13 protein-coding genes are annotated in these 15694 nt (G+C 59.3%); 2 read left to right on the top strand and 11 right to left on the bottom strand.

Features of this window, described 5'->3' with window-relative positions; genetic code table 11:
- Window positions 1-92 precede the first annotated feature (92 nt).
- From J5Y17_RS01820 to J5Y17_RS01805, 4 genes are all read right to left on the bottom strand, one after another.
- Window positions 93-971: an esterase-like activity of phytase family protein gene (locus J5Y17_RS01820; protein WP_219783485.1), complete on the bottom strand. Its 879-nt coding sequence runs from the start codon at window positions 969-971 to the stop codon at window positions 93-95.
- Entirely contained in the window at window positions 944-1849 is a 906-nt protein-coding gene (gene mepA / locus J5Y17_RS01815) for a penicillin-insensitive murein endopeptidase (protein WP_219783484.1), read from the bottom strand. The genes J5Y17_RS01820 and mepA overlap by 28 nt, the downstream gene beginning before the upstream one ends.
- The gene (locus J5Y17_RS01810) at window positions 1839-3221 is read right to left on the bottom strand and encodes an MFS transporter (protein ID WP_219783483.1); all 1383 of its coding nucleotides are present in this window, start codon (window positions 3219-3221) and stop codon (window positions 1839-1841) included. Before J5Y17_RS01810 ends, mepA begins: the two co-directional genes overlap by 11 nt.
- A gap of 74 nt (window positions 3222-3295) precedes the next feature.
- On the bottom strand, window positions 3296-3829 hold the full coding sequence (locus J5Y17_RS01805) for an acyl-CoA thioesterase (RefSeq protein WP_219783482.1): 534 nt from the start codon (window positions 3827-3829) through the stop codon (window positions 3296-3298).
- Between the two features lie 127 nt (window positions 3830-3956).
- On the opposite strand from J5Y17_RS01805, the gene J5Y17_RS01800 reads away from it, so the two are divergent.
- Window positions 3957-4244 carry a YggT family protein gene (locus J5Y17_RS01800; RefSeq protein WP_219783481.1) on the top strand — a complete coding sequence of 96 codons (288 nt, stop codon included), beginning with the start codon at window positions 3957-3959 and terminating at the stop codon, window positions 4242-4244.
- A gap of 59 nt (window positions 4245-4303) precedes the next feature.
- The gene (gene recQ, locus J5Y17_RS01795; RefSeq protein ID WP_219783480.1) at window positions 4304-6343 is read left to right on the top strand and encodes a DNA helicase RecQ; all 2040 of its coding nucleotides are present in this window, start codon (window positions 4304-4306) and stop codon (window positions 6341-6343) included.
- Between the two features lie 5 nt (window positions 6344-6348).
- Here recQ and J5Y17_RS01790 read toward each other — a convergent pair whose 3' ends face one another.
- The 7 genes from J5Y17_RS01790 to J5Y17_RS01760 form a co-directional block, all read right to left on the bottom strand.
- Window positions 6349-8514: an ATP-binding protein gene (locus tag J5Y17_RS01790; RefSeq protein ID WP_219783479.1), complete on the bottom strand. Its 2166-nt coding sequence runs from the start codon at window positions 8512-8514 to the stop codon at window positions 6349-6351.
- A gap of 123 nt (window positions 8515-8637) precedes the next feature.
- Window positions 8638-9813, bottom strand: a complete 1176-nt coding sequence (locus tag J5Y17_RS01785; RefSeq protein WP_219783478.1) for an acetyl-CoA C-acyltransferase family protein — start codon at window positions 9811-9813, stop codon at window positions 8638-8640.
- An 83-nt stretch (window positions 9814-9896) separates the two neighbouring features.
- On the bottom strand, window positions 9897-10643 hold the full coding sequence (locus J5Y17_RS01780) for a metallophosphoesterase (protein WP_219783477.1): 747 nt from the start codon (window positions 10641-10643) through the stop codon (window positions 9897-9899).
- Window positions 10644-10655: 12 nt separating this feature from the next.
- Window positions 10656-11495 (bottom strand): S-formylglutathione hydrolase, encoded by an 840-nt coding sequence (fghA, locus tag J5Y17_RS01775; RefSeq protein ID WP_219783476.1) that lies wholly within the window; start codon window positions 11493-11495, stop codon window positions 10656-10658.
- An 11-nt stretch (window positions 11496-11506) separates the two neighbouring features.
- Entirely contained in the window at window positions 11507-12637 is a 1131-nt protein-coding gene (locus J5Y17_RS01770; protein ID WP_219783475.1) for an S-(hydroxymethyl)glutathione dehydrogenase/class III alcohol dehydrogenase, read from the bottom strand.
- A gap of 185 nt (window positions 12638-12822) precedes the next feature.
- Entirely contained in the window at window positions 12823-14415 is a 1593-nt protein-coding gene (gene serA / locus J5Y17_RS01765; RefSeq protein ID WP_219783474.1) for a phosphoglycerate dehydrogenase, read from the bottom strand.
- A 92-nt stretch (window positions 14416-14507) separates the two neighbouring features.
- Window positions 14508-15650: a phosphoserine transaminase gene (locus J5Y17_RS01760; RefSeq protein ID WP_219783473.1), complete on the bottom strand. Its 1143-nt coding sequence runs from the start codon at window positions 15648-15650 to the stop codon at window positions 14508-14510.
- Between the last annotated feature and the right edge of the window lie 44 nt (window positions 15651-15694).

Here is a 15694-nt window from a genome sequence, read left to right as displayed (position 1 = left end):
GATGTACCCGTTTTTTATCGAAGGTGACGGCAACTCGGCCCCATTATGGAGCGACGCGGCGGTCTAACCTTGGCCGGATCACAAAGCAAGCGTTATTCGATGACGCGGTAATCGACGAATTCGGTGCGCTGGAAGAAACGGAAATTGTCGTCCGAGACCATCGTGAGGCGAATGCCTTCGTCATCGGCCCAGACCGCAATGCCTTCGAGGTTGTCATGGGTCGCGGTCAAAGTGCGCAACAGCGCGACCTCATTCTCCGGCCCGTCAGGACCGAGATCAAAGCGCCGCACACGGGAGGCAAAACCCAACCCCATGAACCAGCGCTCCAAGAGATACAGCCGCCCGTCCGGTCCGATATCGAGGCCGACCGGCAGGAAATCCGTATCTGGATCGCGCGGGATCGACCATGTGTTGTCCCAAGTTCCATCCACGAAGCGGTAGAGCGGAAAGGGGCGCCCAACGGCCCCCGAGCGCTCCGGCAGAGTGTAGATCGTACCGACATCATCGACGGCCAGTCCCTCAAGCGAGGAGTTGTTTTGCATGCTTGCGAAATCGGGATGCTTCGGAAGATCCACCACACGCCCTGTCTCCAGATCAAGCTTTGCGACCCTGTGGTTGGACTCAAAGCTTACATAGACCTGTCCATCATCAGAGATCGCGATGCCTTCGGAGTCGTCGCTATATTGTGGCAAAGGCCCGCCATCCTCGGCCACGAGCGCCGCGCCCCTATCAAGAGACACGCCAGAAACCACGCCAGCGTCGTCACGCGTCAGCTGCCCGATGAAATAGTTGCCGCGGTCTGAGAGGGCCACGAATTGCAGCCCATCTTCGGACAGTTCAAGACCCGAGAGCCCCCCCACGAGGGCATTCTCGGACACCCATGAGTAGGACCCCAAATAGCGCGCCTCGGCGGCCATAGCGGTCTGGACAGACAGGCTCGCGATCAGCGCGAGGACAAGACGGCGGAGCATTGAGCAGGCAAACTCGCAAGCGTGATCGGAGGTTTGGGTTTCGCCGGTTTGGCATTCGGGTCCGGCGGCGGCGGGTTCAGGATATTGTTCACCCAATCCTGCGCATCGGCGCAGCCGTCTCCGGGGGGCGGCGCGGCCTGATCGACACAGGTTTTATCGCCGCGCGGACAGTTCAGCCGCACATGGAAATGATAGTGATGCCCCCACCACGGGCGCACCTTGCGCAGCCAGCTTTTGTCACCTTTTTCGTCGTTGCACATCTGCACCTTGGCGCCGGGGAAGACGAAAATCCGCGCGACGCGCGGGTCAGAGGCGGCGGCTTTGATGATCTCATGATGCGCGCGAGTCCAGCTTCCATTCGTATAGGCGCCGGAAGAGCGCTGCATCGAGATCGAAGACAGGCTTTCACGCTCCGCGCGGCTCAGATCGAGACGGGTCGCGGGCAGCATCCAGATGTCAGCATCCAGACCGATCTGATGGCTCGCATGGCCCGACGACATCGGACCACCACGGGGCTGGCTCATGTCGCCAATATAAAGCCCGTTCCAGCCGGGCTGAGCAGCGGCTTTGCGCGACAGGTCTTCGAGAAAATCGACCAAGACCGGCTGGCCCCAGTTACGATTGCGAGAGAGGCGCATGGCCTGCCATGTCGGGCCGTTTTCCGGCAAGGCCGCAGCGCCAGCCAAACAGCCTTTGGAATAGCTACCAAAGGATTCGGGCGTTTGCGAGGAAGGGAGCGCGACCGGCCCAAACAGGGCCTTGGCCGGGCGGTGATCCGACGAGGACACCGTCACTGTGGGGGGCGGACTGCTGTCTCCGCCGCCTATACAGGCGGCGAGAGTTGCAACCAAAGCCAAGCTCAACCATTTACGCATCATCAGAAACCTTTGTGCCCTCGGGATGCACCCACGCTAGCAGCACCAGCCCCAGAATGAAAAGGGCGATAAGCGGAGTGATGCCGAGGCGCTGAGAACTACTCAAATCAGAGACCAAAGCAATCAGCGCAGGCGCCAAAAATGTCGTCGCTTTTCCGGAGAGCGCGAAGAGGCCGAAGGCTTCGGTCATCCGCTCAGGATCGGCCTGACGCACCATCATCGTGCGCGAGGCGGATTGGATCACACCGGAGACCGCGCCCAGCACCGCACCACAGATATAAAAGGCGATGTCCGGCAGTTTGCTTCCGGCTTCGACCGCCGTGAACAGCACGCTTTCGCGGGTGATGGTCAGGATCACAAGACAGACGGAGACCAGCACGAGGATAGAGAATATGATCACTGGTTTCGGGCCGAACTTCTGATCCGCAATACCACCGAAGTAGGTAAAAACCGCTCCGGTGAAGGCCGCGAGTATGCCGAAGACGCCGATCTGCACAACGCTCCATTCCAACGCACCCAGCGCATAGATGCCGCCAAAGGTGAACACGCCATTGAGCGCATCGCGATAGAACATCGAGGCACCGAGATAGGCGAAAAGCGAGCGGCGCGACGGCAGGGTTTTCAATGTCTTGATCAGATCGCTTATACCCTTGCTAACCGCCCGCCCCATCGGCAGGCTTTTTCCCTTAGGTTCGCGCACCCAGAGGAAAAACGGCACCATGGAAATCACGAACCACAGCGCCACGAAGGGACCGACAAACCTCGTGCCTTCCCGCGCCTCGGGATCAAGCCCGAACAAAGGCGCGCGTCCCAAAAGCGTCACACCGGAGGCATTTTCCGCAAAGAGCAAAAGCATGATCACCAGCGCGATGATCCCGCCGACATAGCCCCAAGCCCAGCCATTGCCGGAGATTTTGCCGATTTCTTCACGCGTACCCAAATCCGGCAAAAGCGCATTGGTGAAAATTGTGGTGAATTCGACCCCAATCAGGCCCAATCCAAAAAAAACCAGCACCCACATGGTGGGAAAATCCGAAGGTGCGGCCAGCCAAAGCCCAGCCGATCCAATAACATAGAGCGATGAAAAGAGCCAAATCCACGGCATCCGGCGTTTGTTCTCATCGGCGATGGACCCCAGGATCGGCGCAAAGATTGCAATCGTCAGCCCCGCAACGGTCAAACCGTAGCCCCAAATCGACTGCGCTTCGGCCTTGGCATGTGCCGGATCCATGCCGCCAGCAGTGAGATAGGCGATCACCTGTTCGGCAAAATAAGGCCCGAAAATGAAGGTCAGGATCAACGTATGAAAGGGCTGCGTCGCCCAATCGTACATCATCCAGCCCCAGATGCGCTTGCGATGGCTTGGCTCTGCCATGGTCCCTGCCCTTTTCACCTCAGTTGCGGCGATAGAACAGAGAAAGCGCCACCGGCGCAACGCTTATCATGGCTTTAACGTGTGGGCGGCCACGGACGTGTGTCATCCGCCTCAATCCAGTTGCGCACCCAGGCCGGAAGATCGGGGCTTTCCACCCCCGGCTCAAGCCGCACCAAAAGCTCTTTCGGCGGCACCATCTTGCGTTTTTTGATCACCGCACCGCGCAGCAGGATATGATTGCAGCATTCGCCCTTCTGGTCCCACATCGATTGCTCGATATAGAGAAACTTGTCATCGAACCCAATCGGCGTGGTCACCATATCGACGGTCTGAAACGTCGTCACCCGGCGCCGATAGCGCACAGAGGCGCCCGCCACCGCCATGCCATAGCCACCCTCTTTCGCGGCCTTGGCCGTGCCATTACGGATCGACATCGGCACGCGACCAAGATCAAAGATTGTTAAGGTTCTGCCGTTATTAAGCTCAAGCCAAAGGTCAATGTCCCACGGCATACAGACATGCCGGGAATGATGCGGCTCGAAAAGGCCGAGTTTGGGCGCGTTGCGGACTTTCCACGCTTGATAGAACATGCGGACAAATGGATACATGCGCGTCAGTGTGTTGCTGCGGTTGCAAAGGTCAAGACCGGACGTTGCGGCACAAACCGCCTCGGGCTTGCGCGACGGGGATTGAGACCTTAGGTGAGACTACGATGATAACTTGGGAACCTGATACATGCTGTCTTTGATGCAAATCCTGCTGATGATCCTCGGCGTCGTGAAATTTGTCATGATCATTCAGATCATCATGAGCTGGCTGATCAATTTTCAGGTGCTCAATGTGCGCCAACCGCTCGTCTATCAAATCTGGAACGGTCTTTCGCGCCTTCTTGAGCCGATCTACCGCCCGATCCGCAAAATCCTGCCCCCGATGAGCGGCTTGGACCTTGCCCCTCTGGTAGCTTTTATCGCGATCTATGCGATAGAGCGGATCATCTACAACAACATGGGTATGTTCTACTAAGGCCTTGAGCCTCACGCCCCCGCGTGCGAATCTGTCGCCAATCATAAAGAGCAGACAGAATGAGCACGACACAGGCGCTTTTATCTTCCGTTTTCGGATTTGACGACTTCCGACCCGGTCAGGCGGAGATCGTCGAAGCCGTCGTGGCGGGCCGCGATGTGCTTGCCATCATGCCCACGGGCGGCGGCAAATCCCTGTGTTTCCAACTCCCTGCTCTGGTGCGCGAAGGGTTGACCGTGGTGATCTCGCCTTTGATTGCGCTCATGCGCGATCAGGTGCAGGGGCTGCAAGCCGCCGGTGTCGCCGCTGGCTCGCTGACCTCGGGCAACACCGAAGAGGAAAACGACGCCGTCTTCGCCGCGCTTTCCAATGGTGAGTTGAAACTCCTCTACATGGCGCCTGAGCGGCTGGCCTCCGGTGGCACCTTGCCGATGCTGCGGCGCGCAAATGTGTCTTTGATTGCCGTCGATGAGGCGCATTGTGTCTCGCAATGGGGCCATGATTTCCGGCCAGACTATCTCCGCATCGGCGATCTGAAACGCGCCTTGAATGTGCCACTCGCGGCCTTCACCGCCACCGCCGATGAGGAAACCCAAGCCGAGATCGTCACGCGCCTCTTCGACGGCACCCCGCCCGAAAGCTTTCTGCGCGGCTTCGACCGACCGAACATCCACCTTGCCTTTGCCGTGAAAGACAGCCCACGCCGCCAAATCCTCGATTTTGCAGCAGCCCGCAAAGGGCAGTCCGGCATCGTCTATTGCGGCACGCGGGCCAAAACCGAAAGCCTCGCCAAGGCGCTCTCGGACGCAGGACATCTGGCGCTCGCCTATCACGGCGGCATGGAGCCGGACCGCAGACGTGAGGTCGAGCGGCGGTTTCAGCAGGAAGACGAGTTGATCGTCGTCGCCACCATCGCCTTTGGCATGGGGATCGACAAACCGGACATCCGCTGGGTCGCCCATGCCGATCTGCCGAAAAGTGTCGAGGGCTACTATCAGGAAATCGGGCGCGCCGGTCGCGACGGCGCACCTGCGGAAACGCTGACACTCTTTGGCCCCGACGACATCCGGTTTCGCCGCACACAGATCGACGAAAGCCTCGCGCCGCCTGAACGCCGCGCTGCCGATCATGCGCGTTTGAATGCGCTCTTGGGGCTGGCCGAAGCGCAGGTCTGTCGGCGTCAGACTTTGCTCAAATTCTTCGGCGAAGAAGCCGCGCCCTGTGGCAATTGCGATCTCTGCGACAGCCCACCGGAGCTGTTCGACGGCACCACGGCGGTGCGCAAAGCGCTCTCCACCGTGCTGCGTTGTGATCAGGGCTTTGGCGCCGGGCATCTCATCGACGTTTTGACCGGCAAGATGACCGACAAGGTGCGGCAGTGGAACCATGATCAACTGTCTGTCTTTGGCATCGGCAAGAACTATGACAAACGCCAGTGGAACGCGATTTTCCGGCAGATGATGGGGGCGGATCTGCTGCGCCCCGACCCGGAACGGCATGGCGCATTGTTCATGACCGAACCGGCGATGCCGATCCTCAAGGGCGAAGCGGAGATGACGCTGCGCAAAGACACTTTGGCAAAGGCGCGCAAAGGGCCGGTCGCCAAGGCGCTGGTCTCCGAGGAAGACGCACCGCTTTTGTCCGCGCTCAAGGCGAAACGCCGCGCGCTGGCCGAAGAGGCGCGCGTGCCCGCCTATGTGGTTTTTGCCGACCGGACCTTGATCGAAATGGCCGAAAAGCGTCCGAAAACGCTCGATGAGATGGGGCGGATCGGCGGGGTCGGCGCGAAAAAACTCGAACGCTACGGCGATCTGTTTCTCTCGGTCATTCTCGGCGCTCCGGTGCCAGAGATGCATCCGGCGCGGCGCAAGTTGGCCAGCTCCGGCGGCGGCGATTTGTTTGATCTGTTGCAAGGCATTCACAACGATTTGGCGCGCGGGGATTGCGGCACGCTCAAACCCATGAGCTTGACCGCCTCACAGATCACCAAGATCGTGAAAATGCGCCCCTCGGACATGCACAGTTTCGCCCGCATCGTCGGCGACAGATCCGCCGAACGGTTTGGCCCCGCGATGATTGAGGCGATCCACGCGGCCTGAGCGGTTCACTCGCCCGCAAGAACCTGCGCCGGTTCTTCGGGGAGGATCGGACGGCAACCTTGGGGAAGCTCCTGAAGGATACGATCAATGATCGCCGCCTTGCGCAGCGGTTTCGTCATGTAGTGATCGAGCCCCGCCGCCAGTATTTCCTGTTCATCCCCCGCCATGGCATGGGCCGTCAGCGCGACAATCGTAAGATGCGTGCCGGTGTCGATTTCGAGCGCGCGGATTTGCCGGGTGGCCTCTTTGCCATCGACCTCAGGCATGGAAATATCCATGAAGATCAGGTCGGGTTGAAAGCCCTGATAGAGTTCCACCGCCTCGCGCCCGTTGTTGGCAAAACGCAATTCGATGTCGAGGGATTTGAGCATTTTACCGAACACAAGCTGGTTCGTCTTATTGTCCTCAGCGGCCAGAATGCGCATCCGACGGCCCTCGGTCTTCTGAACCTCGTCCGGCTCGACCGGGATCAGGGCCGACAAGGTGCGCCAAAGATCGGCACGCAGCAGGGGTTTTTGCAGGCTGGTGGCGTCCTCAATATCCAGCCGGTCGGCGGAGGTCGGGCCGGAAGTCATCAAGAGCACCGGCGCCGTGACGCCGCGCACGCGCAGGGTCGCGATGACCTTGGCAATGTCCGTATTGGGCAGTTTGTTGTCGATCAGATAGACCTGTGCATCGAGAGGCGAGGTCAATAGTTCTTCGGCAGAGGCAAAAGGCGACACTTCGAAACCAAGCGCCGTCAGTTGCTTTTCAAGGATCAGGGAGTTGGCGTTGATGTGATCGACCAAAGCCGCCTTATGCATCCAGGACGGCAGGGTCAGATGTTTCGCCTCTTCGACCACATCCATCGTGATGTGGAACCCGAAACAGGAGCCGACGCCCTCTTCGCTATCCACCCAAATCTCACCGCCCATGAGTTGAACGAGTTGACGCGTGATGGCGAGGCCGAGGCCGGTGCCTTCGAACTTACGATTGTGCGCCCCCTCGACCTGATTGAACTCACCGAAGATGTGCTCGATCATATCGGGCGCGATGCCGATGCCACTGTCTTCGACAGACACGTGCACGCGCTGACGCTTGCCCTCGTCGTCGGGCAGGCCAACGACCCGAACGATGACATGACCGGTATGGGTGAACTTGACCGCGTTGCCGACGAGATTGGTCAGAACCTGCCGCATGCGGCCCGGATCGCCGATGAAATTGGTCGGCATGAACATGTCGTAATCAATGATCAGATCGACGCCCTTTTGCGCCGCAGAGGGCTGCAACAGCACCATCACGTCCTGAATACAGCGTTCGAGATCAAAGACTTCCGGGTGCAGAGACAGTTTCGACGCCTCAATTTTCGAGTAGTCCAACACATCGTTGATCAGACTCAAAAGCGCCTCGCCCGAGGATTTGATCGTCTCGACATAAAGCGACTGTTCGTCGTTCAGATCCGTCTCCGCCAGAAGGTCGGCCATGCCCACCATGCCGTTCATCGGCGTGCGAATTTCGTGGCTCATATTGGCGAGGAAGGCGGATTTGGCGCGGTTCGCGGCCTCGGCTTTTGTTCGGGCTTTTTTCAAACGATCTTCGTAGCGGATCGTCGAGGTGATGTTGAGGCCGAGAGACACCATATCGCCATCCGAAGAACGGCGATCCACCAGTTTCACAAATTGGTTGTTCCAAAGCCGCACCGTCTGCGGTTCGCGCACCGGCGCATGCCAGCGGCCCACCGCCTGTTCGATAAAGGCCTCGCGGGTCAGGTCTCCGACATCGATGATCCCCTCTTCGACGGCAAGACGCACGATTTCCGGATAGGAAATGCCCGGCCGGACATCGTCCAGCCCATCAAAGATACGCAAATAGGCGGGATTGGCGGCGATCATGATGTCGGAGGGGTCAAAAACGGCGAACCCGTCCTGAATGGTCTCAATCGAATCCCACAGCCGCCGCTCGGCGATGTGCACTGCGACATTGGCTTTTTCCAAGTCCTCCTTGGTGCGGATGTTCTCATCGCGCAATACTTCGGTCTCTTCGCGTTTGATGATGATCTCATCAGACAGGGAGCGCGCATGTTTCGAGAGTTTGCGATTGGCCTCAAACAGTTCCGCCTGTTTGAGTTCCAACAAACGTTCCGCAGCGAGGCGCGCGCGACGTTCCTGAGACAGCGTATCCGACAATGACATGGGGACCTCTTCCTATCCGTCCCGGGCCTTCTGACCCGAGCTTTCGGCCAGAATGCCCTGAACAGGGTGAAAAGAATCTTAATCAACCCATGCAAATTGGCGGAAAATTGTCCGAAAGACCGTTCAGAGCCGCTCAATCGCCAAGGCAATGCCCTGTCCGCCGCCGATACACATGGTGATGAGGCCATATCGCCCGCCGATGCGCTCCAGCTCATACATGGTCTTCACCACCAGAATGGCGCCGGTCGCGCCGACAGGATGGCCAAGCGCGATGGCGCCACCATTCGGGTTCACTTTCGCCACGTCCAGCCCAAGCGCGCGGTTGACTGCGATGGCCTGCGCCGCGAAGGCTTCGTTGCTCTCGATCACATCGAAATCGCCAACCGTCAGACCGCTGCGGGCGCACAGGCTTTCGACCGCCGGGATCGGACCGATGCCCATAACTTCAGGGCGCACACCGGAATGGGCATAGCCGACGATGCGGAATTTGGGTGTCAAACCCGCCGCCTCTGCCGCCTCGCGCCGCGCAAGCACCAAGGCCGCGGCACCATCATTGAGACCAGAGGCATTGCCCGCCGTCACCGTGCCGTCTTTTTCAAACGCCGGGCGGAGTTTTCCGAGGCCCTCCAACGTGGTGAGTTTCGGGTGTTCGTCCGTTTCAAAAGCCACGAGATCGCGTTTCACTTTGACCTCAACCGGCACGATCTGATCGCGAAACACGCCGGCCTCGATGGCGCGGGCCGCACGCGTCTGGCTTTCCAAGGCAAAAGCGTCCTGATCCTCGCGCGACACACCATGTTCACGGGCGACGTTTTCCGCCGTCACCCCCATATGACCGGTGCCGAAGGGACAGGTCAGCGCGCCCAACATCATATCTTGCGCGCCCACATCACCCATCTTTTGCCCCCAGCGCGCGGCGGGAAGGATATAGGGCGAACGGCTCATGACCTCGGTCCCGCCCGCCACGGCGAAATCGGCGTCACCCAGCATCAGGGACTGCGTGGCGGAGACCACGGCCTGGGCGCCCGAGCCGCAGAGCCGGTTGACGTTCATCGCGGGCGTCGTCTCAGGGATACCCGCGCCCATGGCGGCGAGGCGGGAGACATACATGTCCTTGGGTTCGGTGTTGATGATGTGGCCAAAGACGGCATGGCCAATTTGCGCACCTTCGACACCGGCACGTTCAAGTGCGGCTTTGGTGACAAGCGCGCCGAGATCGGCGGGGCGCACCCCGGCCAAGGCTCCGCCAAAAGTCCCGATGGCGGTGCGAGCGCCGCCCAGAATGACGATGTCGGACATGTGTTCCTCCTCTGATCCTGCGCCCGAGTGTAACCAAGGCTGCGATCAGAGAAAGATGGAACGCTGCGTCTTACTGTGGATTGTTACTGAGGATTGGCGTGAGTGAGATGCGCGCGACCGGTTTCGGTGACGATCTCTTCGTGGCTGTTTTCGATCACCAACACGGAGAGAGGCCGCCCATAGCCCGCGCCCGAGTCGATATCGATCCGGTTGCCGAAATGCGTCGCCTCATCGAGCGCCGTGTGACCATGCACGACCGTAAAGGGTAGCGGGCCGCGATAATCGAGCCAGCCTTCTCTGATCCACAAAAGATCCTCTTCGGTCTGATGCTCGACCGCGACACGGGGACGAATGCCCGCGTGGACGAAAAGATAATCGCCCCAAGCGTAAGTCAGCGGCAGGTTTTCCACGAAATCGAGGTGCGCCTCAGGCACCGCCTTTTTCGCCCGCATATGCGCGATCTCAAACTCGCCATCGACCGCCTCGACGCCGTAAGAGGCCAAGGTCGTCGGACCGCCCAAAGCCGGGTGAAGCCAACTTTTGCCGGATTTGATGTGCTGGTTGTCATGGGCGATGCCGTGGCGCACGAAACGGGTGAACATCCGATCGTGATTGCCGCGAATGGCCCGCCACGGTTTGCCCGCAGCGATGCCGTCCATCAGATATTGAATGACCCCTGCGCTGTCCGGCCCCCGATCCACATAGTCGCCCAAGTGGATGATCCGGGCGTCGGTATCGCCGACCCTTGCCTTATCTGCCTCGATCCGCGCGTGGGCGGCTTTGAGCATGTCGAGTTGGCCGTGAATGTCGCCGATGGCGTAGATGCGCAAGGGTGCCTCCTGTTAGGATTTCATGCGGATCGCATGCCATTCGAGGTGGTCGCGCATGAAGGTGGAGATGAAGTAATAGCTATGGTCATAGCCCTCTTGCATCCGAAGTGTTAGGGGCTGGCCGGTTTTTTCACAAACCTGTGTCAAAAGCTCCGGCTTGAGCTGACCTTCGAGGAAATTATCCGCCGTGCCCTGATCGACAAGAATCTCCGGCACACGCGCGCCATCCTCGATCAACGCACAAGCGTCGTATTCCCGCCAGCTCGATTTGTCGGCACCGATATAGCCGGTCAGCGCCTTTTCCCCCCAAGGGCAATTCAGCGGACTGACGATCGGGGAGAAGGCCGAAACGGATTTGTATTTTTCAGGATTTCTGAGCGCGATGGTCAGCGCGCCATGGCCACCCATCGAATGCCCCATGATGGACACGCGCGACATATCCGCCGGGAATTCCGCGCCGATGAGCGCAGGCAGTTCCGTTTCGATATACTCACGCATCCGGTAGTTTTTCGCGAAAGGTTCTTCGGTGGCGTTCACGTAGAACCCGGCGCCCAGACCGAAATCATAGGCACCTTCCGCGTCGTCCGGCACGCCTTCGCCACGGGGCGATGTGTCAGGTGCGACAAGGATGAGACCAAGCTCCGCGCATGCTGCGCGGAACTCGCCTTTTTCAGTGACGTTGGCCTGTGTGCACGTCAGACCCGAGAGATAGAACACCACGGGAAGCACCTCGCCCTCGGCATGATCCGGCACGAAGACGGAAAACTCCATCTCGGTTCCGGTCGCCGTCGAGCTGTGGGTGTAGACACCCTGAGTGCCGCCATGGCTTCGGTTGGTGGATTTGACCTGCATCACAGTTCCCCTCAGAATTCCACGACAGCGCGGATGGATTTGCCCTCATGCATGAGATCGAACCCGTGGTTGATCTCTTCGAGGCTGAGTTTGTGGGTGATCATCGGGTCGATCTCGATCTTGCCGTCCATGTACCAATCGACGAATTTCGGCACATCGGTGCGACCTTTGGCGCCACCGAAAGCGGTGCCTTTCCAAACACGGCCGGTCACCAACTGGAACGGACGGGTGGAAATCTCGGCGCCAGCCGGAGCCACGCCGATCACAACGGACACGCCCCAACCACGGTGCGAACATTCCAGAGCGTCACGCATGACTTTGACGTTGCCAGTCGCATCGAATGAGTAATCCACGCCACCGATCTGATCCGCACCGCGTTTGGTGAGGTTCACGATCTCTTCAACCACGGTGCCTTCGATTTTCGACGGGTTGACGAAATGCGTCATGCCGAATTTCTTCGCCATTTCAGCTTTGTCGTCGTTCAGGTCCACACCGATGATCATGTCGGCACCTGCCATGCGCAGGCCCTGGATCACGTTGAGGCCGATGCCGCCCAGACCGAACACAGCGGCGGTGGACCCGATCTCAACGCCAGCCGTGTTGATCACAGCGCCGATGCCGGTGGTCACGCCACAACCGATGTAGCAGATTTTGTCGAAGGGGGCGTCTTCACGCACCTTAGCCAAAGCGATCTCCGGCATGACGGTGTGGTTCGCGAAGGTCGAGCAACCCATATAGTGGTAGATCGGCGTGCCATCGAGCATGGAAAAGCGCGTGGTGCCATCGGGCATCAGGCCCTGACCTTGGGTGTTGCGGATCGCGGTGCAGAGGTTCGTTTTGCCGGACAGGCAGGACGGACATTCACGGCATTCCGGCGTGTAAAGCGGGATCACGTGGTCGCCCGGTTTCAGCGTGGTGACGCCTTCGCCAACCTCCAAAACGACACCTGCGCCCTCGTGGCCGAGGATACAGGGGAAGAGTCCCTCCGGATCAGCGCCCGAACGGGTGAATTCGTCGGTGTGGCAAAGACCGGTGGCCTTCACCTCGATAAGAACCTCGCCCTTTTTCGGGCCTTCGAGGTTTACTTCCATGATTTCAAGGGGTTTCCCGGCCTCAAGGGCCACAGCGGCTTTCGTTCTCATGGGGTCTTTTCTCCCTAAAGGGGCCTCGGCCCCGTGTCTTTCTCTGGGTACAATAGCGTCTTGACGCTGCGGTAGGGCATAAAAAGACGAAGGGCCGCTGATTTGTCCAGCGGCCCTTCTGATAATTTTGTCAAAGACGCCTGTGCGATCAGACGCGCGCCCGAGGGCGCTTAGTCACCCGAATATCAGGCCTTGAAGTGCAGCGGATTGACCCGCTGGAACAGCCCGGAGTCCTTGAGCGCCTTGACGGTTTCCGGCTTGATCGGCGTATCAAGGAAGGTCATGGCAATCGCGTCTCCACCCGCTTCGGCACGGCCCAGGGTAAAGTTTGCGATGTTCTCGTCATGCTCAGCCAACAGGGTGCCGAGTTTGCCCAGAACGCCGGGGACGTCCTTGTTCGTAGTGTAAAGCATATGCTCACCCACTTCGGCGTCGATGGTGATGCCCTTGATCTGGATGAAACGCGGCTTGCCATCGGAGAACACCGTGCCCGCGATGGTGCGGTATTTCTCGACGGTCTGGATGTCGAGCTTGATGTAGCCGTCAAACACGCCGGACGCGTCCTGCGTGGTTTTCGAGATCTGGATGCCACGGTCTTTCGCGATCAGCGGCGCGGACACCATGTTCACGTCCGGGTTCACCGCCTGCATGATCCCTGCAAGAACGGCACATTCCAGCGCCTTGAGGTTCATCTCAGAGGCGACACCGTCAAAGGTGATCTTGATGTCTTCGATGGCTTCTTCGGTGACCTGACCGATGAAGGCGCCGAGGTTTTCGGCCAGTTGAACCCACGGGCCCATGACCTTGGCTTCTTCGGCGGTCATCGACGGCATGTTGAGCGCGTTTTCGACAGCACCGTCCAAGAGATAGTTGGACATTTGCTCGGCCACTTGCAGCGCCACGTTTTCCTGAGCTTCCGTGGTGGAGGCGCCCAGGTGCGGAGTGCAGACCACGTTCGGGAGGTTAAAGAGCACGTTCTCTTTGGCGGGCTCTTCGGCGAAAACGTCGAAAGCGGCGCCCGCAACATGACCGGATTTCAACAGCTCTGCGAGAGCTTCCTCATCGACGAGGCCACCACGGGCACAGTTGATGATCCGCACACCTTTCTTGGTCTTCTCGAGGTTTTCTTTCGAGAGGATGTTGCGGGTGCTGTCGGTCAGCGGCACGTGCAGGGTGATGAAGTCAGCGCGGCGCAGAAGCTCGTCAAGCTCGACTTTCTCCACACCGATCTCGGTGGCACGCTCCTCGGAGAGGAAGGGATCGTAGGCGACCACTTTCATCTTCAGGCCCAGCGCACGGTTACAGACGATGCCACCGATGTTGCCCGCACCGATCACGCCGAGGGTCTTGGCGGTCAGCTCGACCCCCATGAACTTGGATTTCTCCCATTTGCCCGCGTGGGTGGAGGCGGAGGCTTCGGGGATTTGACGGGCAACCGCGAACATCATCGCAATGGCGTGCTCGGCAGTGGTGATCATGTTGCCGAACGGCGTGTTCATGACGATCACACCTTTTTTCGACGCGGCTTCCTTGTCGACGTTGTCGGTGCCGATACCAGCGCGACCCACGACTTTCAGGTTGTCAGCATGCTCCAGAAGGGCTGCGGTGACTTTGGTCGCGGAACGGATTGCGAGACCGTCATATTTGCCGATCACCTCGGCGAGTTTGTCTTTGTCCTTGCCGAGATCGGGCAGGAAATCGACGTCGATGCCACGGTCGCGAAAGATTTGAACGGCAGTTTCCGAGAGTTTGTCGGAGACGAGAACTTTGGGTGCCATGATTTTCAGGCTCCTGTCATATGAGAATTCTGTGGGAAAACCGGGCGGCAGGCCGCCGCCCGTTGAAGTCCATAAGCGCCTAATGCGCGGTATTATTGCTCAGCGATGCACTCTTCGAAGGCCCACTTGAGCCAAAGCGTCAGCGCCTCGACATCAGCGGCTTCGATTGTCGCACCACACCAAACCCGCAGACCGGCAGGAGCATCGCGGTAGGCACCAACGTCATAAGCGACGTTGTAATCTTCGAGCTTCTTGGCCACGGCTTTCGCGAAGGCTGCACCGTCCTTGATGCGGTCATCGGTGAACTTCAGACACACAGAGGTGTTCGACCGCGTGGCCTCATCTTCGGCGAGGTTGGCGATCCAGTCATGACGATCACAGAAATCCCAAAGCACTTTCGCATTGGTGGTCGAACGTTCGATCAGTTTCGGCAGGCCGCCGATCTTTTGCGCCCACTCAAGCGCCACAAGATAATCCTCGACCGCAAGCATCGAGGGCGTGTTGATCGTTTCACCTTTGAAGATGCCTTCGATCAGCTTGCCGCCTTTGGTCATGCGGAAGATTTTCGGCAGCGGCCATGCGGGCGTGTAGCTTTCCAGACGCTCAACGGCGCGCGGGGAGAGCACGATGATGCCATGAGCCGCTTCGCCGCCCATCACCTTCTGCCAGGAGAAGGTGGTGACATCGAGCTTGTCCCAAGGCAGGTCCATCGCGAAGGCCGCAGAGGTCGCGTCACAGATGGTCAGACCTTCGCGGTCGGCCGGGATCGCATCGCCATTGGCCACGCGCACGCCGGAGGTGGTGCCGTTCCAAGTGAAGACCACATCGGTGTTGAAATCAATGTCAGCGAAATCGACGATCTGACCGTAGTCAGCGGTTTTCACATCAGCGTCGATCTTGAGCTGTTTGACAACGTCGGTGACCCAGCCAGCACCGAAGGATTCCCAGGCAACCATCGTGGCCTTACGAGCCCCCAGAAGGGACCACATGGCCATTTCAACGGCGCCGGTGTCGGAAGCGGGCACGATACCGATTTTGTAATCGGCAGGGATGCCAAGAATGTCGCGGGTCGTCTCGATCGCGGCGTTCAGCTTTTCCTTGCCAACTTTGGCACGGTGCGAACGGCCCAGAGGCGCGTCAGCCAGCAGATCAAGAGAGAATGTGGGGATTTTGGCGCAAGGGCCGGACGAAAAACGCGGATTCGCAGGGCGCGCCTGCGGGTGCTTGGTAGCCATAATGCTATCCTTCCAGATAAATGCCTCTCGTTGGGGAGAGGTGT

Source organism: Celeribacter sp. PS-C1, from assembly GCF_019429625.1.
Lineage (GTDB): Bacteria > Pseudomonadota > Alphaproteobacteria > Rhodobacterales > Rhodobacteraceae > Celeribacter.
Note: the sequence above shows the minus strand (reverse complement) of the source record. Positions and strands in the feature narration are given on the sequence as shown.